This is a genomic window from Streptomyces sp. NPDC026500 (assembly GCF_055567635.1).
The window spans coordinates 382,175-400,684 of sequence record NZ_JBVHQB010000002.1 but is presented as its reverse complement, the minus strand read 5'-3'; the positions used below and the strand labels follow the sequence as shown (position 1 = coordinate 400,684).

16 protein-coding genes and 1 riboswitch are annotated in these 18,510 nt (G+C 70.3%); of the genes, 6 read left to right on the top strand and 10 right to left on the bottom strand.

The features are described 5' to 3' along the window. Window positions 1–8 precede the first annotated feature (8 nt). From ACZ4N5_RS04855 to ACZ4N5_RS04835, 5 genes are all read left to right on the top strand, one after another. On the top strand, window positions 9–527 hold the full coding sequence (locus ACZ4N5_RS04855; protein ID WP_467755696.1) for a GNAT family N-acetyltransferase: 519 nt from the start codon (window positions 9–11) through the stop codon (window positions 525–527). Window positions 528–579: 52 nt separating this feature from the next. Beyond that, window positions 580–727, top strand: a riboswitch (cobalamin riboswitch). Window positions 728–859: 132 nt separating this feature from the next. Further along, window positions 860–3,241 carry a ribonucleoside-diphosphate reductase subunit alpha gene (locus ACZ4N5_RS04850; protein WP_467755695.1) on the top strand — a complete coding sequence of 794 codons (2,382 nt, stop codon included), beginning with the start codon at window positions 860–862 and terminating at the stop codon, window positions 3,239–3,241. Beyond that, window positions 3,241–4,275 carry a ribonucleotide-diphosphate reductase subunit beta gene (locus ACZ4N5_RS04845; protein WP_467755694.1) on the top strand — a complete coding sequence of 345 codons (1,035 nt, stop codon included), beginning with the start codon at window positions 3,241–3,243 and terminating at the stop codon, window positions 4,273–4,275. The genes ACZ4N5_RS04850 and ACZ4N5_RS04845 overlap by 1 nt, the downstream gene beginning before the upstream one ends. 392 nt (window positions 4,276–4,667) lie before the next feature. Next, the gene (locus ACZ4N5_RS04840; protein WP_467755693.1) at window positions 4,668–6,755 is read left to right on the top strand and encodes a putative Ig domain-containing protein; all 2,088 of its coding nucleotides are present in this window, start codon (window positions 4,668–4,670) and stop codon (window positions 6,753–6,755) included. 138 nt (window positions 6,756–6,893) lie between these two features. Beyond that, complete coding sequence (locus ACZ4N5_RS04835) at window positions 6,894–7,352, top strand: hypothetical protein (protein WP_355844672.1); 459 nt, start codon at window positions 6,894–6,896, stop codon at window positions 7,350–7,352. A 93-nt stretch (window positions 7,353–7,445) separates the two neighbouring features. On the opposite strand, the gene ACZ4N5_RS04830 is transcribed toward ACZ4N5_RS04835, so the two are convergent. The 10 genes from ACZ4N5_RS04830 to ACZ4N5_RS04785 all read right to left on the bottom strand — a co-directional run bounded on the left by ACZ4N5_RS04830 (window position 7,446) and on the right by ACZ4N5_RS04785 (window position 17,655). Beyond that, window positions 7,446–8,816 (bottom strand): bifunctional albaflavenone monooxygenase/terpene synthase, encoded by a 1,371-nt coding sequence (locus ACZ4N5_RS04830; RefSeq protein ID WP_467755692.1) that lies wholly within the window; start codon window positions 8,814–8,816, stop codon window positions 7,446–7,448. After that, entirely contained in the window at window positions 8,813–9,895 is a 1,083-nt protein-coding gene (cyc1, locus tag ACZ4N5_RS04825; protein ID WP_467755691.1) for an epi-isozizaene synthase, read from the bottom strand. The genes ACZ4N5_RS04830 and cyc1 overlap by 4 nt, the downstream gene beginning before the upstream one ends. A gap of 341 nt (window positions 9,896–10,236) precedes the next feature. Beyond that, window positions 10,237–10,887, bottom strand: coding sequence for a peptide deformylase (def, locus tag ACZ4N5_RS04820; protein ID WP_467755690.1), 651 nt, complete (start codon window positions 10,885–10,887; stop codon window positions 10,237–10,239). A 59-nt stretch (window positions 10,888–10,946) separates the two neighbouring features. Further along, window positions 10,947–11,927 carry a tetratricopeptide repeat protein gene (locus ACZ4N5_RS04815; protein WP_365875802.1) on the bottom strand — a complete coding sequence of 327 codons (981 nt, stop codon included), beginning with the start codon at window positions 11,925–11,927 and terminating at the stop codon, window positions 10,947–10,949. 153 nt (window positions 11,928–12,080) lie between these two features. Next, entirely contained in the window at window positions 12,081–13,292 is a 1,212-nt protein-coding gene (locus tag ACZ4N5_RS04810; protein WP_467755878.1) for an HD-GYP domain-containing protein, read from the bottom strand. A gap of 83 nt (window positions 13,293–13,375) precedes the next feature. Further along, entirely contained in the window at window positions 13,376–14,734 is a 1,359-nt protein-coding gene (locus tag ACZ4N5_RS04805; protein ID WP_467755689.1) for an HD-GYP domain-containing protein, read from the bottom strand. A 194-nt stretch (window positions 14,735–14,928) separates the two neighbouring features. After that, window positions 14,929–15,231, bottom strand: coding sequence for a mycothiol system anti-sigma-R factor (gene rsrA, locus ACZ4N5_RS04800; RefSeq protein WP_328448430.1), 303 nt, complete (start codon window positions 15,229–15,231; stop codon window positions 14,929–14,931). Continuing rightward, window positions 15,228–15,911 (bottom strand): RNA polymerase sigma factor SigR, encoded by a 684-nt coding sequence (gene sigR / locus ACZ4N5_RS04795; RefSeq protein WP_355844693.1) that lies wholly within the window; start codon window positions 15,909–15,911, stop codon window positions 15,228–15,230. The genes rsrA and sigR overlap by 4 nt, the downstream gene beginning before the upstream one ends. Before the next feature lie 276 nt (window positions 15,912–16,187). Then, a complete protein-coding gene (locus tag ACZ4N5_RS04790) occupies window positions 16,188–16,832 on the bottom strand; it encodes an alpha/beta hydrolase family protein (RefSeq protein WP_467755688.1) in 645 nt (214 codons plus the stop codon). Window position 16,833: 1 nt separating this feature from the next. After that, complete coding sequence (locus ACZ4N5_RS04785) at window positions 16,834–17,655, bottom strand: SOS response-associated peptidase (RefSeq protein ID WP_467755687.1); 822 nt, start codon at window positions 17,653–17,655, stop codon at window positions 16,834–16,836. A 50-nt stretch (window positions 17,656–17,705) separates the two neighbouring features. Here ACZ4N5_RS04785 and ACZ4N5_RS04780 point away from each other — a divergent pair, with 50 nt between their 5' ends. Beyond that, window positions 17,706–18,437, top strand: a complete 732-nt coding sequence (locus ACZ4N5_RS04780; protein ID WP_355844702.1) for a M50 family metallopeptidase — start codon at window positions 17,706–17,708, stop codon at window positions 18,435–18,437. Window positions 18,438–18,510 lie beyond the last annotated feature (73 nt).

Genomic DNA, 18,510 nt, shown 5'->3' with positions numbered 1-18,510 from the left:
TCGCCGGCATGGACATCGTCATCAGACGGGCGCGGCCCGAGGAGTACCCCACCATCGGTGAGATCGCGGCGCGCGCCTATCTCGGAGACGGGCTGCTCGACTTCGGGGAGAGCGACGCGTACCTGGAGAGACTGCGGGACGTCGCGGGGCGGGCGGACGTCGCCGATGTGCTGGTCGCCGTCGAGGGGGACCGGGTGCTCGGCAGTGTGACCTTCGTGGCGGACGGGAGCCCCATGGCGGACTTCGCCCGCGCCGGGGAGGCCGAGCTCCGGATGCTCGCGGTCGCGCGCGAGGCACGGCGCCGGGGCGCCGGGGAGGCTCTCGTGCGCGCCTGCGTCGAGCGGGCACGGGCCGCGGAGGGCTGCGCGCGCGTCGTGCTGTCCACCCAGGGCACCATGCACAGCGCCCACCGCCTGTACGAGCGCGTGGGCTTCACCCGCACCCCCGACCGCGACTGGAACCCGCTTCCGGAGCTCGACGACATCCGGCTGCTCACCTACGAGTTGACGATCCAGCACACTCCGTAGCGCTCCCCGACACCGTCCGGACACAAGATGTGGGGGCACTCCAGAAGCCCGGCACAAGATGTATGCTCATGGTCGCTGTCGCCGCAGGGGAATCCGGTGCGAATCCGGAACTGTCCCGCAACGGTGTACCTGTGCGTGTTCGCTTTCCGCGTGCCCGCACTCGCGTCAGTCCGAGGACCTGCCGACAGCGCGCCCCGGCCGTCCGGCCCGGGTGCCGACGACGTCCGGGCCTCGCGGAATGGGCCGGTGGACGCGGTGCGTGCTGCCCAGAAGCACTCCCGTGTGCCCCTTCCTCCCCGCCGGGCCCCGTGCCGAGCGAGGGAGATTCCCACGTGACCATCGCGCCAGCCGATCCGGCTTCAGTGACCGTGCAGCAGGCCCGGGTGGAGACCGACGGTCCCGGAGCCGCGCTGCTGCGGACCCTGACCGATCTCACCGCCGACCTCACCGCCGCCGACCCCGGCCGGGTCGCCGCGGCGGCGCTGCGCGGCAGGTCCGCCCGCGCCGACGAGGCCGAGCTGCGCGAACTGGCCACCGAGGCGGCCGCAGGTCTCATCTCCGAGGATCCCGCCTACTCCCGGCTGGCCGCCCGCCTGCTCACGATCAGCATCGCCGCGGAGGCCGCCTCCCAGGGCGTCACGACCTTCTCCGAGTCGGTCGCCGTCGGCCACCGCGAGGGTCTGATCGCCGACCGCACGGCCGCGTTCGTCCGGCTGCACACGGCCCGCCTCGACGCGCTCATCGACTCCGAAGGCGACGACCGCTTCGGCTACTTCGGGCTGCGCACGCTGCACAGCCGCTATCTGCTCCGGCACCCGATCACCCGCAGGGTCGTCGAGACGCCGCAGCACTTCATGCTCCGGGTGGCGTCCGGCCTCGCCGAGGACGACACCGTCCGCTCCGTGGACGAAGTCGCCGCGCTCTACCGGCTCATGAGCCGCCTCGACTACCTCCCCTCCTCCCCCACGCTCTTCAACTCCGGTACGCGGCACCCGCAGATGTCGTCCTGCTACCTCCTCGACTCCCCGCTGGACGAGCTGGACTCCATCTACGACCGCTACCACCAGGTGGCACGCCTGTCGAAGCACGCGGGCGGCATCGGCCTGTCCTACTCCCGCATCCGGTCGCGCGGTTCACTGATCCGCGGCACCAACGGGCACTCCAACGGCATCGTCCCGTTCCTCAAGACCCTCGACGCCTCGGTCGCCGCGGTGAACCAGGGCGGCCGGCGCAAGGGCGCGGCCGCGGTCTACCTGGAGACCTGGCATTCGGACATCGAGGAGTTCCTGGAGCTGCGCGACAACACCGGTGAGGACGCCCGGCGTACGCACAACCTGAACCTCGCGCACTGGATCCCGGACGAGTTCATGCGCCGGGTGAACGAGGACGGCGTCTGGTCGCTCTTCTCGCCCTCCGACGTGCCGGAGCTGGTCGACCTGTGGGGCGACGCGTTCGACGCCGCGTACCGCAAGGCCGAGGAGGCGGGTCTCGCCAAGAAGACGATCCCGGCCCGCGACCTGTACGGCCGCATGATGCGCACCCTCGCGCAGACCGGCAACGGCTGGATGACCTTCAAGGACGCCGCCAACCGCACCGCCAACCAGACGGCGGAGCCCGGCCACACCGTCCACTCCTCGAACCTGTGCACCGAGATCCTGGAGGTCACGGACGACGGGGAGACGGCGGTCTGCAACCTGGGCTCGGTCAACCTGGGCGCGTTCGTGGTCGGTCAGGACATCGACTGGGAGCGGCTCGACGAGACCGTGCGCACCGCGGTGACCTTCCTCGACCGCGTCGTGGACATCAACTTCTACCCGACCGAGCAGGCGGGCCGCTCCAACGCCAAGTGGCGTCCGGTGGGCCTCGGCGCGATGGGCCTCCAGGACGTCTTCTTCAAGCTGCGGCTGCCGTTCGACTCGCCCGAGGCCCGCGCCCTGTCCACCCGGATCGCCGAGCGCATCATGCTCGCCTCCTACGAGGCCTCCGCGGACCTCGCCGAGCGCAACGGCCCGCTCCCGGCCTGGGAGAAGACCCGTACCGCCCGTGGCGTGCTGCACCCGGACCACTTCGACGTCGAGCTGAACTGGCCGGAGCGCTGGGCCGCCCTGCGGCAGCGGATCGCCGAGGTCGGCATGCGCAACTCGCTGCTCCTCGCCATCGCCCCGACCGCCACCATCGCGTCCATCGCGGGCGTCTACGAGTGCATCGAGCCGCAGGTGTCGAACCTGTTCAAGCGCGAGACGCTCTCAGGCGAGTTCCTCCAGGTCAACTCCTACCTGGTGGCCGAGCTGAAGAAGCTCGGCGTGTGGGACGCGCAGACCCGTGAGGCGCTGCGCGAGTCCAGCGGCTCGGTGCAGGGCTTCACCTGGGTCCCGCAGGACGTCCGCGACCTGTACCGCACGGCGTGGGAGATCCCACAGCGCGGTCTGATCGACATGGCCGCCGCCCGGACCCCGTTCCTGGACCAGGCCCAGTCCCTGAATCTGTTCCTGGAGACGCCGACCATCGGCAAGCTCTCCTCGATGTACTCCTACGCCTGGACGTCGGGCCTGAAGACGACGTACTACCTGCGCTCCCGCCCGGCGACGCGCATCGCCCGCGCGGCGCAGGCCCAGGCGCAGCCCGAGAAGCCCATCCCCGTGCAGCAGGTGGCCGACCCCGACGCCGTCGCCTGCTCCCTGGAGAACCCCGAGTCCTGCGAGGCCTGCCAGTAATGAGCGACACCACCACCGAGAAGGCCGCGTCCGAGAAGAACCTCCTCGCCCCGGGCTTCGAACTGACCCTGCGTCCCATGCGCTACCCGGACTTCTACGAGCGCTACCGGGACGCCATCAAGAACACCTGGACCGTCGAGGAGGTCGACCTCCACTCGGACGTCGCCGACCTCGCGAAGCTGACGCCGGGTGAGCAGCACATGATCGGCCGGCTGGTCGCGTTCTTCGCGACGGGCGACTCGATCGTGGCGAACAACCTGGTGCTGACGCTGTACAAGCACATCAACTCCCCCGAGGCGCGGCTCTACCTGAGCCGTCAGCTCTTCGAGGAGGCCGTGCACGTCCAGTTCTATCTGACGCTGCTCGACACCTATCTGCCCGACCCTGACGACCGCACGGCGGCCTTCGCGGCCGTCGAGAGCATCCCCTCCATCCGCGAGAAGGCGCAGTTCTGCTTCAAGTGGATGGACTCGGTGGAGAAGCTGGACCGGCTGGAGACCCAGGCCGACCGGCGCCGCTTCCTGCTGAACCTCATCTGCTTCGCGGCGTGCATCGAGGGGCTCTTCTTCTACGGGGCCTTCGCGTACGTCTACTGGTTCCGCAGCCGGGGTCTGCTGCACGGCCTGGCGACCGGCACCAACTGGGTGTTCCGCGACGAGACGATGCACATGAGCTTCGCCTTCGAGGTCGTCGACACCGTCCGCAAGGAGGAGCCGGAACTCTTCGACGACCGGCTCCAGGAGCAGGTGACCGACATGCTGCGCGAGGCGGTCGAGGCCGAGCTGCAGTTCGGCCGCGATCTGTGCGGTGAGGGTCTGCCGGGCATGAACACCGACTCGATGCGGCAGTACCTGGAGTGCGTCGCCGATCAGCGCCTTCAGCGGCTGGGCTTCGCGCCGGTGTACGGCTCCGAGAACCCCTTCTCCTTCATGGAGCTCCAGGGTGTCCAGGAGCTGACCAACTTCTTCGAGCGCCGGCCGTCCGCGTACCAGGTCGCGGTGGAGGGCACCGTCGACCTCGACGAGGACTTCTGACCGGTCCGAGCGTTCCGCCGAGTGTTCTGAGTATTCGTCAGCGATGAGAGCCGGGCCGCCCTGTGCGGCCCGGCTTTCGTCACGTACTGCCCCCGCGCCTCCAATCGCCGTGCCAATCCCCGTCCATGGAGCGGCAAAGTTCTTCCGGCACGGCTGTTCGCACGTCGTTCGCCCCGGCTAGGTTCTGGCCGTCCCGTCATGTCGCGCACCACGGCACGCCAGGACGACTGAATTGGCATGCCCATGACGCGTCTCTCCACGGTTCACGCTACGCGCGTCACGGGCCCGTCCCTTCAGAGCGCCGAGAACCCCCACTTCCGGCCATGGCGTCGCGCACGGCCCTACCCCGGCCCGAGCGGCACCGGCCTCGAACCGATGGAGGCGACACCCCCATGCGTTCCCAGCCCCCGATACCCTCCGGCAGACCCGCCCGGAGCCTGCGAAGACTTCTCACCGCCGCCCTCCCCGCCCTGGCCCTCGGCTTCGCCGGGTTCGCCGCGGCCCCTCCCGCGGACGCACAGCCCGCGCCGACCCCGCACGTCTCCCGGGCCACCCAGAACGCCGGGGCCCTCACCGATCCCGCCCGGCAGGCGGTCCACTCGACGGGCAGGGCCGGCCAGAAGGTCGCGACCAAGCACCTGTGCGCCGAGGCGACGAAGCCCGGCCGGATGTCCTGCTTCGCGCAGCGCCGCACCGACATCGCGCAGAAGCTCGCGGCCCAGGTCTCCCCCGACGCGGCCGCCGCGGTGTCCGGTCTCAGCCCGGCCAACCTGCACAGCGCCTACAACCTGCCCTCGACCGGCGGCTCCGGTCTGACGGTCGCCGTGGTCGACGCCTACAACGACCCCAACGCCGCCGCCGACCTGGCCACGTACCGCACGCAGTTCGGCCTGTCCGCCTGCACCAAGGCCAACGGCTGCTTCAAGCAGGTCAGCCAGACCGGTTCGACCACCTCACTGCCGACCAACGACACCGGCTGGGCGGGTGAGGAGGCGCTCGACATCGACATGGTCAGCGCCGTCTGCCCCAACTGCAACATCATCCTCGTCGAGGCGAACTCCGCGAACGACTCCGACCTCGGCATCGCCGAGAACGAAGCGGTCACGCTGGGCGCGAAGTTCGTCTCCAACAGCTGGGGCGGCTCCGAGTCCTCCTCGCAGACCGGCGAGGACACCTCGTACTTCAAGCACCCGGGTGTCGCCATCACCGTCTCCTCCGGCGACTCCGCCTACGGCGCCGAGTACCCGGCGACCTCCCAGTACGTGACCGCCGTCGGCGGCACCGCGCTGAGCACGTCCTCCAGCACCCGCGGCTGGACCGAGTCGGTCTGGAAGACCAGCAGCACCGAGGGCACCGGCTCCGGCTGCTCCGCCTACGACGCCAAGCCCACCTGGCAGACCGACACCGGCTGCACCAAGCGCATGGAGGCCGACGTCTCCGCGGTCGCCGACCCCGCGACCGGCGTGGCGGTCTACGACACCTACGGCGGCTCCGGCTGGGCGGTCTACGGCGGCACCAGCGCCTCGTCGCCCATCATCGCGGGCGTGTACGCGCTGGCCGGCACCCCGGGTTCCGCCGACTACCCGGCGAAGTACCCCTACTCCCACACCTCGAACCTGTACGACGTCACGAGCGGCAACAACGGCTCCTGCTCCCCGTCGTACTTCTGCACGGCGGCCACCGGCTACGACGGCCCGACCGGCTGGGGCACCCCCAACGGCACGGCCGCCTTCACCTCGGGCACCAGCACCGGCAACACCGTGACCGTCACCAACCCGGGCAGCCAGTCCACGGCCACCGGCGGCTCGGCGAGCCTCCAGATCTCGGCGAGCGACAGCGCGGGCGCGACCCTCACGTACAGCGCGACCGGGCTGCCGACCGGTCTGTCGATCAGCAGCTCGACCGGGCTGATCTCCGGCACCGCGAGCACCGCGGGCACCTACTCGGTCACCGTCACGGCGAAGGACAGCACGGGCGCCTCCGGTTCGGCCTCGTTCACCTGGACCGTCAGCTCCGGCGGCGGCACCTGCACCCCGGCGCAGCTGCTCGGCAACCAGGGCTTCGAGTCGGGCGCCACGGTGTGGAGCGAGACGAGCGGTGTCATCACCAATGGCACCGGCGAGGCCACGCACGGCGGCTCGTACGACGCCTGGCTCGACGGCTACGGCTCGACCCACACCGACACACTGTCCCAGTCGGTGACCGTCCCGTCCGGCTGCAAGGCCACCCTCACCTTCTACCTCCACATCGACACGGCCGAGACCACCACCACCTCGGCCTACGACAAGCTCACCGTCACCGCGGGCTCCACCACGCTCGCGACCTACTCCAACCTCAACAAGGCTTCCGGGTACGCCCAGAAGACCTTCGACCTGTCCTCCTTCGCCGGTTCGACCGTCACGCTGAAGTTCAGCGGCGTCGAGGACTCCTCCCTCCAGACCAGCTTCGTCGTGGACGACACCGCCCTCACGACCAGCTGACCCGCGGCAGGGGCCCGGCCGCCACGGCGGCCCGACCCGGAGCAGGGCCCCGGCCGCTTCGGCGGCCGGGGCCCTGTCACGCGCGGGAATGGATCCTGATCCACGGGTGGCACGTCCAACCCGCAAGGAGGCCACCCCATGCGTCGAACGACCCACACCCGGACCATCGCCCTCGCCGCTCTGACCCTGCTCCTCGCGGGCTGCGGTACGCAGAGCGGAGGCGACGCGGGCGGCAGCGGCACCGTGTCGCCGTCCCCCACCCCGTCCCACCCGAGCTGCGCCACGGCGAAGGGGGAGCTGGGCGCCGCAGACACCGGCCACACGTACTGTCTGGCGCCCGGCGAGACGATCCGTGTCTCCCTGGACGGCACCACCCGCCGGCCCTGGGCGCCCGTGAAGACCGCCGGAACCGGGCTGGAGGCCACCAACAGCGGGATCGTCCTCCAGCCGGGCGACGCGTCCGCCGCCTACCGGGCGGTCTCGGCGGGAACGGTCCGGCTGACATCGTCCCGGCCGCTGTGTCCGAGCGATCCGGCCCGGGTCTCCTGCGACGGCCTTCAGGAGTGGACGGTCACCGTGGTCGTGCCGAAGGCGTGAGACCGCGGCGCACGTTCAGGGGCCCGAGGGCGACCTGAACGTGCGCCTGTGGACGTGCGGGCCGGACACCGGCCGAGCGGATGCCCGGCCGCCCTACCGGGGACGGGCCTTCAGCCGCAGGTCGTGGGGCCGCAGCGTGATGCCGACGCGGGTCGCGTCGTTGGATCCGGACACCTGATCGAAGCGCCACCGGGACGCCACGGTCGCGGTGATCAGGGAGAGCAGCGCCATCGAGAAGTGGTCACTCGGGCATTTGCGGTTGCCCACGCTGAAGGGGCGCATCGCGTACTTCGGGATGTCCTTGGAGCGTTCCGGAAGCCAGCGGTCGGGATCGAAATCCAGGTGCTCCTGGTACGACCGGGGGTCGCGCTGGATCGCGTACGGGCTGTAGACGATGTCGGCTCCGGCCGGAATGCGATAGCCGCCCAGCTCGGTTTCGGCCACCACACGCCGCGTCAATATCCATACGGCGGGGCGTAAACGCATCGCCTCGACGACGACATTGTTCGTGTGCGACAGCTTCCGGACATCGTCGAATCCGACGGGTCGGTCTCCCGCGACGGATCGGACCTCTGCGGCCACTTTGTCCGCCTGTTCCGGATGTTCCGTCAGCACTTGGAGCAACCACATGATCGTGGATGCAATGGTTTCGCTGCCGGGGGTCAGTATCGCGACGACTTGGTCGTGGATCTCCTGTTCGTCTATGGGGTCGCCGTCGTCGTTCTTCGCTTCCAGCAATGCCGTCAGCAAATCGTCCGGCTTTTGACCAGATGCCCGTCGCTCGTCGATGATCTCGTCGACCAGCGCGTGCAAATCGGCCAATGCGCGGTCGAATGCGCGCGTCGAGGGAAGCGGCAGTCTGTAGAGGGCCCCCGCGGGTATGACCATGCGCCGGTACATGCCGCGGAACACGGTGGTGAGAGCGAGGCTCAGCCGCTCGGCGCGCTCGTCCATGAACCGGCCGCGCAGCAGACAGCGGGCGGCGACGCGGACGGCGACGCGGAACGACTCGGAGGTGCAGTCGACGACCGCGCCCCGCTCCCAGCGCGCCGTGAACGCCCGCGACTCCTCCTCCATGATCGGGCCGTACTCGGGGATGATGTCGGCCCGGAACGCGGGCTGGATCGTCCGCCGCTGGCGCCGGTGCTGCGGACCGTTGGCGGTGGCGACACCCTGCTTGCCCAGCAGCCCTTCGAGCGACTCCCACAGGGGGCCGCCGATCTCGTAGTCGGGGCTGAGCGCCAGCGCCCCGGTGAGCGCGGGGCTGGTGACGGCGTACACCGTCTTGGGGCCCATCCTGAGCCGGACGACATCGCCGTGGTCGCGCAGCCGGGCGAGGAAGCCCAGCGGGTCGCGGACCAGTTTCCAGCCGTGCCCGAGAACGGGCACGCCTCCTCCGGCGAGGGGCGGGACGGACAGCTCCCGCGCCTCGGACACCTCGGGTCGTACCGACTCGACGGTCATTTCTCACCTGCCGCTTCATTGTTGACGTACGGGGGTGTGGAGCGGTCGTCCCAGCTGTCGACCATGTACCGGCCCGACTCGTGGTGGAACCAGTACACGGAGCTGAACCAGTTCCGCATGTTGCCGAGGCACGCCCTTACGGCGGCGCTCGTCTCTTTTCCCCGGACCGTGCCGCCGTCGGCGAGTAATTCGGCGAGCCGCAATACGTCCTTCTCGGCGATGAGGAATTGCTCGATGCATTCCTCGACCCGCCGCCTCACTTCGGTGACGGCTTCTTCGAGTGTCAGCCCATCATGATGAATGAGACTGATTCCGAGATTGTGGACCTCGTCGCCCGCTATTTCCTTGGGCAGCGAACAGAGGTCGTTGTACCAGGCGGCGAATTCCTGACTGAGCAGTGCCGCCCGGTGAAATACGGGATGCAGTCGCACCGCGGCGGGCAGTTCGCGGCCCGCACTCGATTCCAGAAGGTCGGTCCAGATCCAGTGAGCGAAAGTGAGCCGACGGAGTTCGAGGTATTCCGCGACCGTGGGGACGGTGCCGGAGGTGCGGTTCCTGAACTCCCGGTCGTACGCCTCGATCACCGCGTGGAAGTGGAGTGCGAACCGCTTGTTCCAGTTCTCGCCGAGGAACGAGTACAACCGCACCATGCTGTCCGCGAACCCCGCGACCAGGGGATCCTGGTGGTGCAGATGATCCCTGGGGGCATCGAGGGCCGCATGCAGCCGGAACCTGAGCCTCCGCCAGGCGTCCGCCCGGCCGTGGATGACATCGCGGTCGTGACGGTCGTCCCAGACGAAGAACCACGCGCTGAAGTCCGCTATCGCCTGCATGACCTCGTCCGGGGCACCTATGTAGTAGCCCGCCATGAGGTCCGTGTAGCACAAGCCGTCGGCATATTCCTCGACCTTGTCCGCGGGCATCAGCCGTTTTTCGAGGAGCCAGGTCCTGGTGTTCTCCTGGAGCTTGGGCCAATACGGGTGCAGTTGACGGGGAAACTCGGATTCGATCACCGGGAGAGAGAGCGCCGGTGGCACCGCGAACGCTGTCGATGAAGAGCCGTGTGAGAAAGCATGCACGAACAAACCCCTCTCAGCCGCCTGTTGACGTCACACCCCTCCATCTGTGCCGGGCGCGCGCCGTTGCGTATCCCCGCACTTCCCATTCAGCACCACAACTGACCGTTCTGGGAACGGATTTGGCCCACTCACTACCTGACCATGCCGAGAATATCCCCTTGTGTGACTGAATCTGGATCACTGAAGGAGTACAAGGGATCGAACATACGACGTACATGCGAACGGTGCCTGGTCAGGAGGATCACCTGCCCAGGCACCGTTCGAGTGGACCCACGAGGGACCGCGCGTCACGCCGGTCAATTTATGTCACAGGCGTGCGGGGCGCCCGGCGAAGCGGTGACTCAGTCGTTCGCCACGATCGCGTAGCGGGGCTCGTTCTCGGCCATCTGCCGCAGCGCGTCCTTGCGGTCGCGCTTGGAGAGCCGGTCGATGTACAGGTAGCCGTACAGATGGTCCGTCTCGTGCTGGAGGCAGCGCGCGAAGTAGCCCGTGCCGCGCACCCTGACCGGGTTGCCCTTCTCGTCCTGCCCGGTGACCTCGGCGTAGTCGGGGCGGGCGAGCGGCGCGTAGGCGGTCGGCACGGAGAGGCAGCCCTCGTTGCTCTCGTCCAGCTGGCGCCGGTCGGCGGGCAGGTCGACCAGCTTCGGGTTGCAGACGACACCGACGTGCCGGTCACCCTGGTCGTCCTGGCAGTCGTAGACGAAGACCTTCAGGTCGACGCCGATCTGGTTGGCGGCCAGGCCCACGCCCTCGGCGGTGCGCTGGCTCGCGAACATGTCGGCGATCAGCTGGTCCAGCTCGTCCCCGAAGTCGGTGACGTCCTTGCACTCCTTGTGCAGCACCGGGTTCCCGACCACCGTGATCGGCCGCGAGGTGCCGCGCTCGCGGTAGGCCGCCTCGCGCTCCTCGGTTTCCTCGGTGTCGATGACGAAGCCGTCGTCGTCCACGGGGAGCACGCCCACGTGCTGCTGATCGGTGTCCTGCTGCGCCATGACGACGTACGCCTTCCTCAGACCTTGGAAATTTCTGCGAGTACAGCCTAAAGGGGCGCTCAGCAGACCTCTTCCAGATCCCGCCAGTCACGGGAGTCCGGACTGTCCGCGACCCAGCCGTCGAGCAGTCCGCGCACCAGGGAGGCGGGCGCCGCGAGCCCGCATTCCCGCTCGGGCACCCACAGCTGTCCGTCGGTGCGATGGCCGAGCGGACCCGGGTGCCCCGGCTCGCTGTGGTCATGCGGGTCGAGGTGTTCCTCGTCGCCCTCGTCGGACGGCATCCGTGACTCGGAGCACATCCGGCACAGCAGGCGGACGGACGACGACCAGTCCTCCGCGGCGAAGCCGGCGTCGGCGGCGAGCTGCTCCAGTGCGTTCCGGTCGTCCTCGGTGGCCGCTTCCAGGAGGACGACCCAGGTGGGCACCGGCGAGGGGGCCCACAGCTCGATCTCGTCGAAGACCGGGTAGGCGTGCCCGGCGGCGGTGGTCCGCTCACCGTGCGGAACACCGTCGTGCAGGACGACCTCGCCCCAGCGGCGTCCGGAGGAGGGCAGCGGGATCGACAGCACCTCGACGCGGGCGGGGTCCAGCCTGCGCCCCCACACCACCTCGGCCTCGCCCTCCGGCGACAGCCGGACGGCCGCGCTGCCGAGGTCCATGCCCACCGGCTCGCCGGAGACGGCGGCGCCGCCGGGCACCCGCAGCCCGTACGCCTGCCAGGAACGGCGGGCCAGCGGCCAGTCCTGCAGGGCGGTGGCGGCGATCCCCACGTTCCACCAGTCGGGTGCGCCGGCCTCCCGGTCGAGCAGGGCGACGGCCCGCAGTCCCGCCGCGCGCGCCTGCTCCCAGTCGTGCCGGAACTTGTGCAGCAGGGCCAGGTTGAACCAGGACTCGGACAGCCAGGGCTCCAGGTCCGCGGCACGCGTCAGCAGCGCTCCCGCGTCCTCGTACCGGCCGTCGCCGATCAGCGTGAACGCACGGTCGGTGGCCTGCCGCCATGAGGCGGAGGGCCGGTGTCGTCCCTTGCCGAAGATCCTCACGATTCCCGCCTGCCAGTTCCTTGCGTTTCCCGCCTGCCGGTCCTTTGAAGAGTCCCTTGAAGGCAGTGCAGCCCCGGGCAGGCCCGTGCCCCCTGACACCCTCTTCCTCGCATCCAACCACGTACCTTCGGACGGCCGCTCATTACCCATGGGTTACCCAGCCCAGGGCAAGGTCAGACCGGGTCGTGACAGGACCCGGGCCAGTGACTCCACGACCTCCGGCTGATAGTCGCGGGCGGTGGCCAGCCGCAGTTTCTCCAGGGCGGTCAGCGGCCCTGTGGGCCCTGCTTCCCTAGCCATCTCGTCGTATGCGTTCACGGTCCGGACGATGCGCGCGGTCACCGGCTGGTCCCGGTAGGGGTCCGCCTGCCGCTCCACCACCACGGCGACCTCGGCGTCCACCCCGGTCTGCCGGACGACGGCGCCGCCGAGCAGCGCGATCCGCCGCTGCTCGTCCGCCGGGAGCGCGGCGGTGGCGCCGGCCGGTACGGGGTCGACCAGGCTGAGCTGTCCGATGTCGTGCATCAGCGCCGCGTACTCCAGGACGGTGAGGTCGGGCTCGGAGAGGCCCAGCTCACGGCCGACGGCCCGGCTGAGGGCGGCCACCCGCCGGGCGTGGCCGGCCGGTGTGTACCCGGCGATCTCGGTCGCGCGCGCGAGTGAGGCGATCGTCTGCCGGTAGGTGACCCGCACGGCCGCGTACCGCCCGAAGGACAGCTGGGTGAGCAGCAGCGGCAGCGAGAAGACGGGCAGCGCCCACAGTCCGACCACCGCGACCGCGAGCGACATGACGGCCCCGGTCGCGCACACGGCCGAACCGATCCCGAGAGTGGCCCGCAGTTCGTCGCGCAGCAGCGGCCCGAACGGCCATCGGGTCCGCGCGTGGGCCGTCGCCGCCGCGAGCACGGCGTCGCACAGGGTGGTGAGGACCAGCAGCGCGACAAGCAGCAGGGCCTGGGCGGGGCCGCCCCACTTCAGCAACCTGCCCTGGTTGTACAGGGGTTGGAAGCAGACGGCGGCGAAGGCGACGGTGAGGACCCGGCGGGCGAGGTGGTCGAGCGTCGGCCCGTGTCCCTGTGCCACATGCGGAATGCAGCCGATCAACGCCGCCGCCACGACAACGGCGACGACCTGGAGGACGCCGTGGTCCGTGCGATGCCCGGCGTTCTCGCCGAGCAGCGCGTACGCGAGGGCTCCGGCGGCCCCGAGGGGAGCGGACTCCCGCTCCTCGGCCCCGCTCCATCGGGCGAGCTCCCCGACGGCGATGAGAACGCCGAAGGCCAGCGCGGTACCGCGTTCGTCGATTCCGTCCCAGAGAGTGACGCCGAGGGCGAGGACCGCGAGGAGAAGAGCGACGGCGCGCACCGCGGTGAGCGTGGTCGGGGCTCTCCCGGCCGACGGGGGGCGGGCGGAACGGGCGGAGAGTCCGCGCCGTGGGGCGGCGGTGCTCACGGCGCGCTCCGCCCGACGGTGTCGGACGGGTACGCCGGCGGCATGCCGGGTACGGCGGCCGGGGCCATGTCCGCGGTCACCGCCGGATGCCAGCCGTGCCGGTCGAGCGCCCGCATCAGCGCCCCGACCATCCGGGGGTCGAACTGCGCCCCTGCGCATCGCGCCAACTCCTCCAGGGCCGCCGGCACCGGGCGGGCCCTGCGGTAGGACCGGGTCGACGTCATCGCGTCGAACGCGTCGGCGACGGCCACCACCCGGGCGAACTCCGGGATCTGCGCCCCGCTCAGGCCATACGGGTATCCGCTCCCGTCCAGCCGCTCGTGGTGGTGCAGGATCGCCGAGCGGGCCTCGCCGAGGAACCCGATTCCGCGGACCATCTCGTGCCCGTACTCGGGATGCAGTTCGATGATCCGCCGCTCCTCGGGGGTCAGCGGTCCGTCCTTGCGCAGCAGCCGGGTGGGAACACCGAGTTTGCCGACGTCGTGCAGGATTCCGGCGAACCGGAGCACCTCGACGCGTTCGTCGTGCATGCCCAGCTCACGGGCGATCATCACGGACGCCTGGCCGACCCGCTCGCTGTGCCCGCGGGTGTAGCCGTCCTTGATGTCGACGGCCTGGACGAGGGCGCGGATGGTGGCCTGGTGGGCGGCCCGTTCGCGGTGGTACTGGGCGAAGACCCAGCAGGACACGTACATCGGCAGCAGGACGAGCAGCGCGGCGACGGGCCCGTACGGGCTGCGCCACAGCACCGCCATCATCAGCCCGGCGAGGCCGTGCACGGCGACGGGCGCCAGCGAGCGCGCGAAGAGGCCGCGCCAGGCACCGCGCAGCGGCGCGCGCTCGGCCAGCACCAGGATCCCGCCGTCGAGGACGGTGAGCACGGCGCAGAAGGTGAGCACCGCGGCTCCGGCGGGCACCAGCGCGTAGGGGAAGTCGGGGGTGACCAGCGCGTCCCGGCCGCCGAGTGCTCCGTACACCCGGGAGGCGGCCCAGACGGCGACGGCGAGCTGGGCCGCGCGCCAGACCCGGCGCGGGCCGCGCGGGCGCTGTTCGACCCGGGCGAGCAGTGCCCCGGGCAGCGCGACGAGGGCGGCGGCGGGCGGCGGCAGCAGAAAGGCCCCGGCCAGCAGTACGGGGAGGAAGGTACCCATCCCTTGGGTGGTCTCGCCGCCGGGCGCACCCGCGCCGCGCGGCCGGGGCGGCAGCGTGACGCGTTCGCAGCCCGCGTACAGCACGGCGAGCAGGGCGACGATTCCCCAGGAGACGCGGAGGTGCGGCAGGGGGGCGAGGCAGGCGACAGCCAGGAGAACGACACAGGCCACATACGCACGGGCCCACGCCGGAACCGAACCCATCCTCGTACCTCCCCCGTACCTCCCCTGATCTCAGGCTCGGAGCCTAGGACGGGAGGATGGGGGCAGGGACGGGTATGAACGAATCCGCGGGCTCAGGGCCCGCGGATTAGCACGTTCGGGTGATAAACGGAGGGTCTTCGCCGGGCGTCGGCGGTCGCGCCGGAGATGCCGGGGTCGCGCCGGAGGTGCCGGGGTCAGGACTCCTGGGCCGTCGCGGTCACGTCGTGCTCGGGCACGGCCTGACCGGAGCGGATCAGGTCGATGCGGCCCATGACCTTGGCCCGGAGATCGGTGGGCACGTCGTCATGGCCGCAGCACCGCTTGACCAGCTTCTTGACGGCCTGTTCGAGGCCGTACTTCTCCAGACACGGGGAGCACTCTTCGAAGTGGACCTCGAACTTGGTGCAGTCCGCGTCCGGCATCTCATGATCGAGGAACTCGTAGAGATGATCGAGTACCTCACTGCAATCCGTCTCGTGCGGCTCTCCGCAGCTCATGAGCCCGAGCCTTTCGCTTCGTTCGACTCTCCGGCGCCGGCGGGAACCAGCCCGCGGTCACGGGCGTAGTCCTCCAGCATGCCGCGCAGTTGGCGACGGCCCCGGTGCAGCCGGGACATCACCGTACCGATGGGTGTCCCCATGATGTCCGCGATCTCCTTGTACGCAAAGCCCTCTACGTCCGCGAGATAGACGGCGATGCGGAATTCCTCGGGGATCGCCTGCAGCGCTTCCTTGACGTCCGAGTCGGGCAGGTGGTCGAGCGCCTGCGACTCGGCGGAACGCAGCCCTGTCGACATGTGCGACTCGGCACGCGCCAGCTGCCAGTCCTCGATCTCCTCGGCCGCGCTGCGCTGGGGTTCGCGCTGCTTCTTGCGGTACGAGTTGATGAAGGTGTTGGTGAGAATGCGGTACAGCCACGCCTTGAGGTTGGTGCCCTCGCGGAACTGGTGGAAGGACGCGTACGCCTTGGCGTACGTCTCCTGCACCAGGTCCTCGGCGTCGGCCGGGTTACGCGTCATGCGCAGGGCGGCCGAGTACATCTGGTCGAGGAATTCGAGCGCGTCCCGCTCGAAGCGCGCGGTGCGCTCGGCGGACGACTCCGTGCTCGTGCCCTGGCCCTCGGGCTGCTCCGCCTGGCCGTTTTCGGTCCCTGCGTCGGTCCCAGTGACCGGACCCACCTCCTCCAGCGACGTAGCGAGACCGAGACCGGTCCCACTGGAATCGGAGGATAGACGACCTTCGGCCGGGGAGGGATGTACTTCTTGTCCGCCCGCCGCCCGAATCGGGGCGTTCTTGCCCGCGTGCAGCACCGTCCAGTCCAGGTCAGCGCGGCTGCTGCGGCTCGGGCAGAAGATCGAACCCATGCGGCGGACTTCCTCTCGTACGAACGGTGCAGCACTCTCCGTGCTGTCTGCTCGGCACAACAGAAGTCCGTCACTCTGCATTCCCGCGTGTCACCCGAGTGACGCGGCCCACCGTACGACGCCGTCCGTGACGACCTTCAGCGCCTCCTCCTGGCCGATCGGGGCCCGCTTCGGGACGGCGAAGCCGTGATCTCCGTAGGGCACCTCGATCAGCTCGTACGAGCCCGGCGGGAACTCCTCCGGCTTCCCGAAGGAGTCGTTGCCGCCCTGGACGACGAGCGTGGGCACCCCCGCGCCGAGCAGCTCGGCGGCGCGGGACTTCTCCGGCTTGCCCGGCGGGTGCAGCGGGAAGCTCAGCGCGAGGACGGCGGCGGCCCCGAGTTCGGTCGCGGTCCGGCACGCGACACGGGCGCCGGCGCTGCGGCCCCCGGAGACGACGGGCAGTCCGGGCTTCACCAGCGCCGGCCACACCCCCCGCCAGCCGACGTCCAGTGTCTTCGGTGCCGGGGCCACCTTCTTCCCGGCGACCCGCCAGGGCTGTTCGACGAGCGCGACGCTCACCCCGTGGGCGGGCAGCACCTCGGCGAGCGCCCGGAGGTCACGGGCCCCGATACCGCCGCCCGCGCCATGGCTCACGGCGAGGACGAGCCGCGCCTTCGCCGCCCGGTGCCAGGTGACGCGGGCCGTACCGGCGTCCGTCTCGATGGTCTCGCTCGCGTTGCTGATCTCGGTCACGTCAGAAGAGTGTGCCCTCCTCCGGCCCCTCCAGCTCCTTCAGCAGCTCCGCGCCGTTGTTGCGGACATTGCTGACCGCGGTGGAGACGGGGTACGCGCGCATCAGCCCGGTGGGCGGCGGCGCGAGCAGGTCGCGGAGTTCGCCCGGGTCCGTGCGGGACGGGTCGAGCCAGCTGTCCCAGCGGTCGGGGGTGAGCATCAGGGGCATCCGGGGGTGGATGTCGGCCAGCGCTTGCGGGCCCTCGGCGGGGGCCACCGCGAGCGGCGCCGTCTCCGCCTCGGTCGTGATGACCGAGCAGGTCGCCCACCAGGCCAGCGGATGCTCGTCCGGCAGCGTCCGGTCCCGCCAGAACTCGTACAGCCCCGCCATCGCGAAGACCGAGCCGTCCGCGGGCGTCACGAAATACGGCTGCTTGCGCGGCCGCTTCTTCTTGCCCTCGACCTCCAGATCGCGTTCGGCGCCGCCGGTGACCCACTCGTAGTAGCCGTCGGCGGGGACGATGCAGCGCCGGGCGGCGAAGGCGCGGCGGTACGAGGGCTTCTCGTGCACCGTCTCCGCGCGCGCGTTGATCATCCGGGCGGCGCCCTCGGGTGTCTTGGCCCAGGACGGGACGAGTCCCCATTTGAGTCTGCGGAGCTGGCGAACCGGCCTCGGGCTGTCCGCGTCCTTCACAGGGCGGTCGAGGACGACGTAGACCTCCTTGGTCGGGGCCACGTTGTAGTCCGGGGCCAGGGTCTCCTCGGGATCCCGGTCCCACTTCTCGACCTCAAAGACTCCTGCGAGATCCTCGGGTCCACGACTGGCTGCATACCGTCCGCACATACGTGCAACACTGCCAGATTCCGCGTCACAAAAGGGAGCCACCGCCGACAATGGACAGCACCGCATCCTCCTCGCTGGCCTCGCTCACCTCCCTCTGGGACCAGGTCTTCGGCAGTCAGCCGGACCCCGACCTGTGGGTGGTGATCGCCACCATGGTCGCGGCGCTCGCGGCGATCGTCCCGCACGGCGTCTGGCGCCTCTCCCGCAACGCCATCACCATCGCGCACGAGGGCGGCCACGGCCTGGTCGCCCTGCTCACCGGGCGCAGCCTCAGCGGCATCCGGCTGCACTCCGACACCAGCGGTCTCACGGTCAGCCGCGGCAAGCCGACCGGCCTCGGCATGATCCTGACGGCGGCGGCGGGCTACACCGCTCCCCCGCTGCTCGGCCTCGGCGGCGCCGCGCTGCTCGGCGCGGGCCACATCACCCTGCTGCTGTGGGTGGCCACGGCCCTGCTGATAGCCATGCTGGTGATGATCCGCAACGCGTACGGCGCGCTCACCGTGATCCTCACCGGCGGCACGTTCCTCCTGGTGTCCTGGCTCGCCGGACCCCAGGTACAGGCCGCGTTCGCGTACGCGGTCGTGTGGTTCCTGCTCCTCGGCGGCGTCCGCCCGGCGTTCGAACTCCAGGCAAAGCGAATGCGGGGCGGCGCGGGCGACTCGGACGCGGACCAGTTGTCGCGGCTGACGCACGTACCGGCCGGGCTGTGGCTGTTCCTCTTCCATGCCGTGTCGCTGTGCTCGCTGATGGGCGGCGGGCGTTGGCTGCTCGGGCTGTGAGCCGCGGGCGCTGCCCGAGAGGCCCTGAGCTGCGCCGCGACCGTCCGGCGGGCCCCCGGGGCAGGCGGTGCCC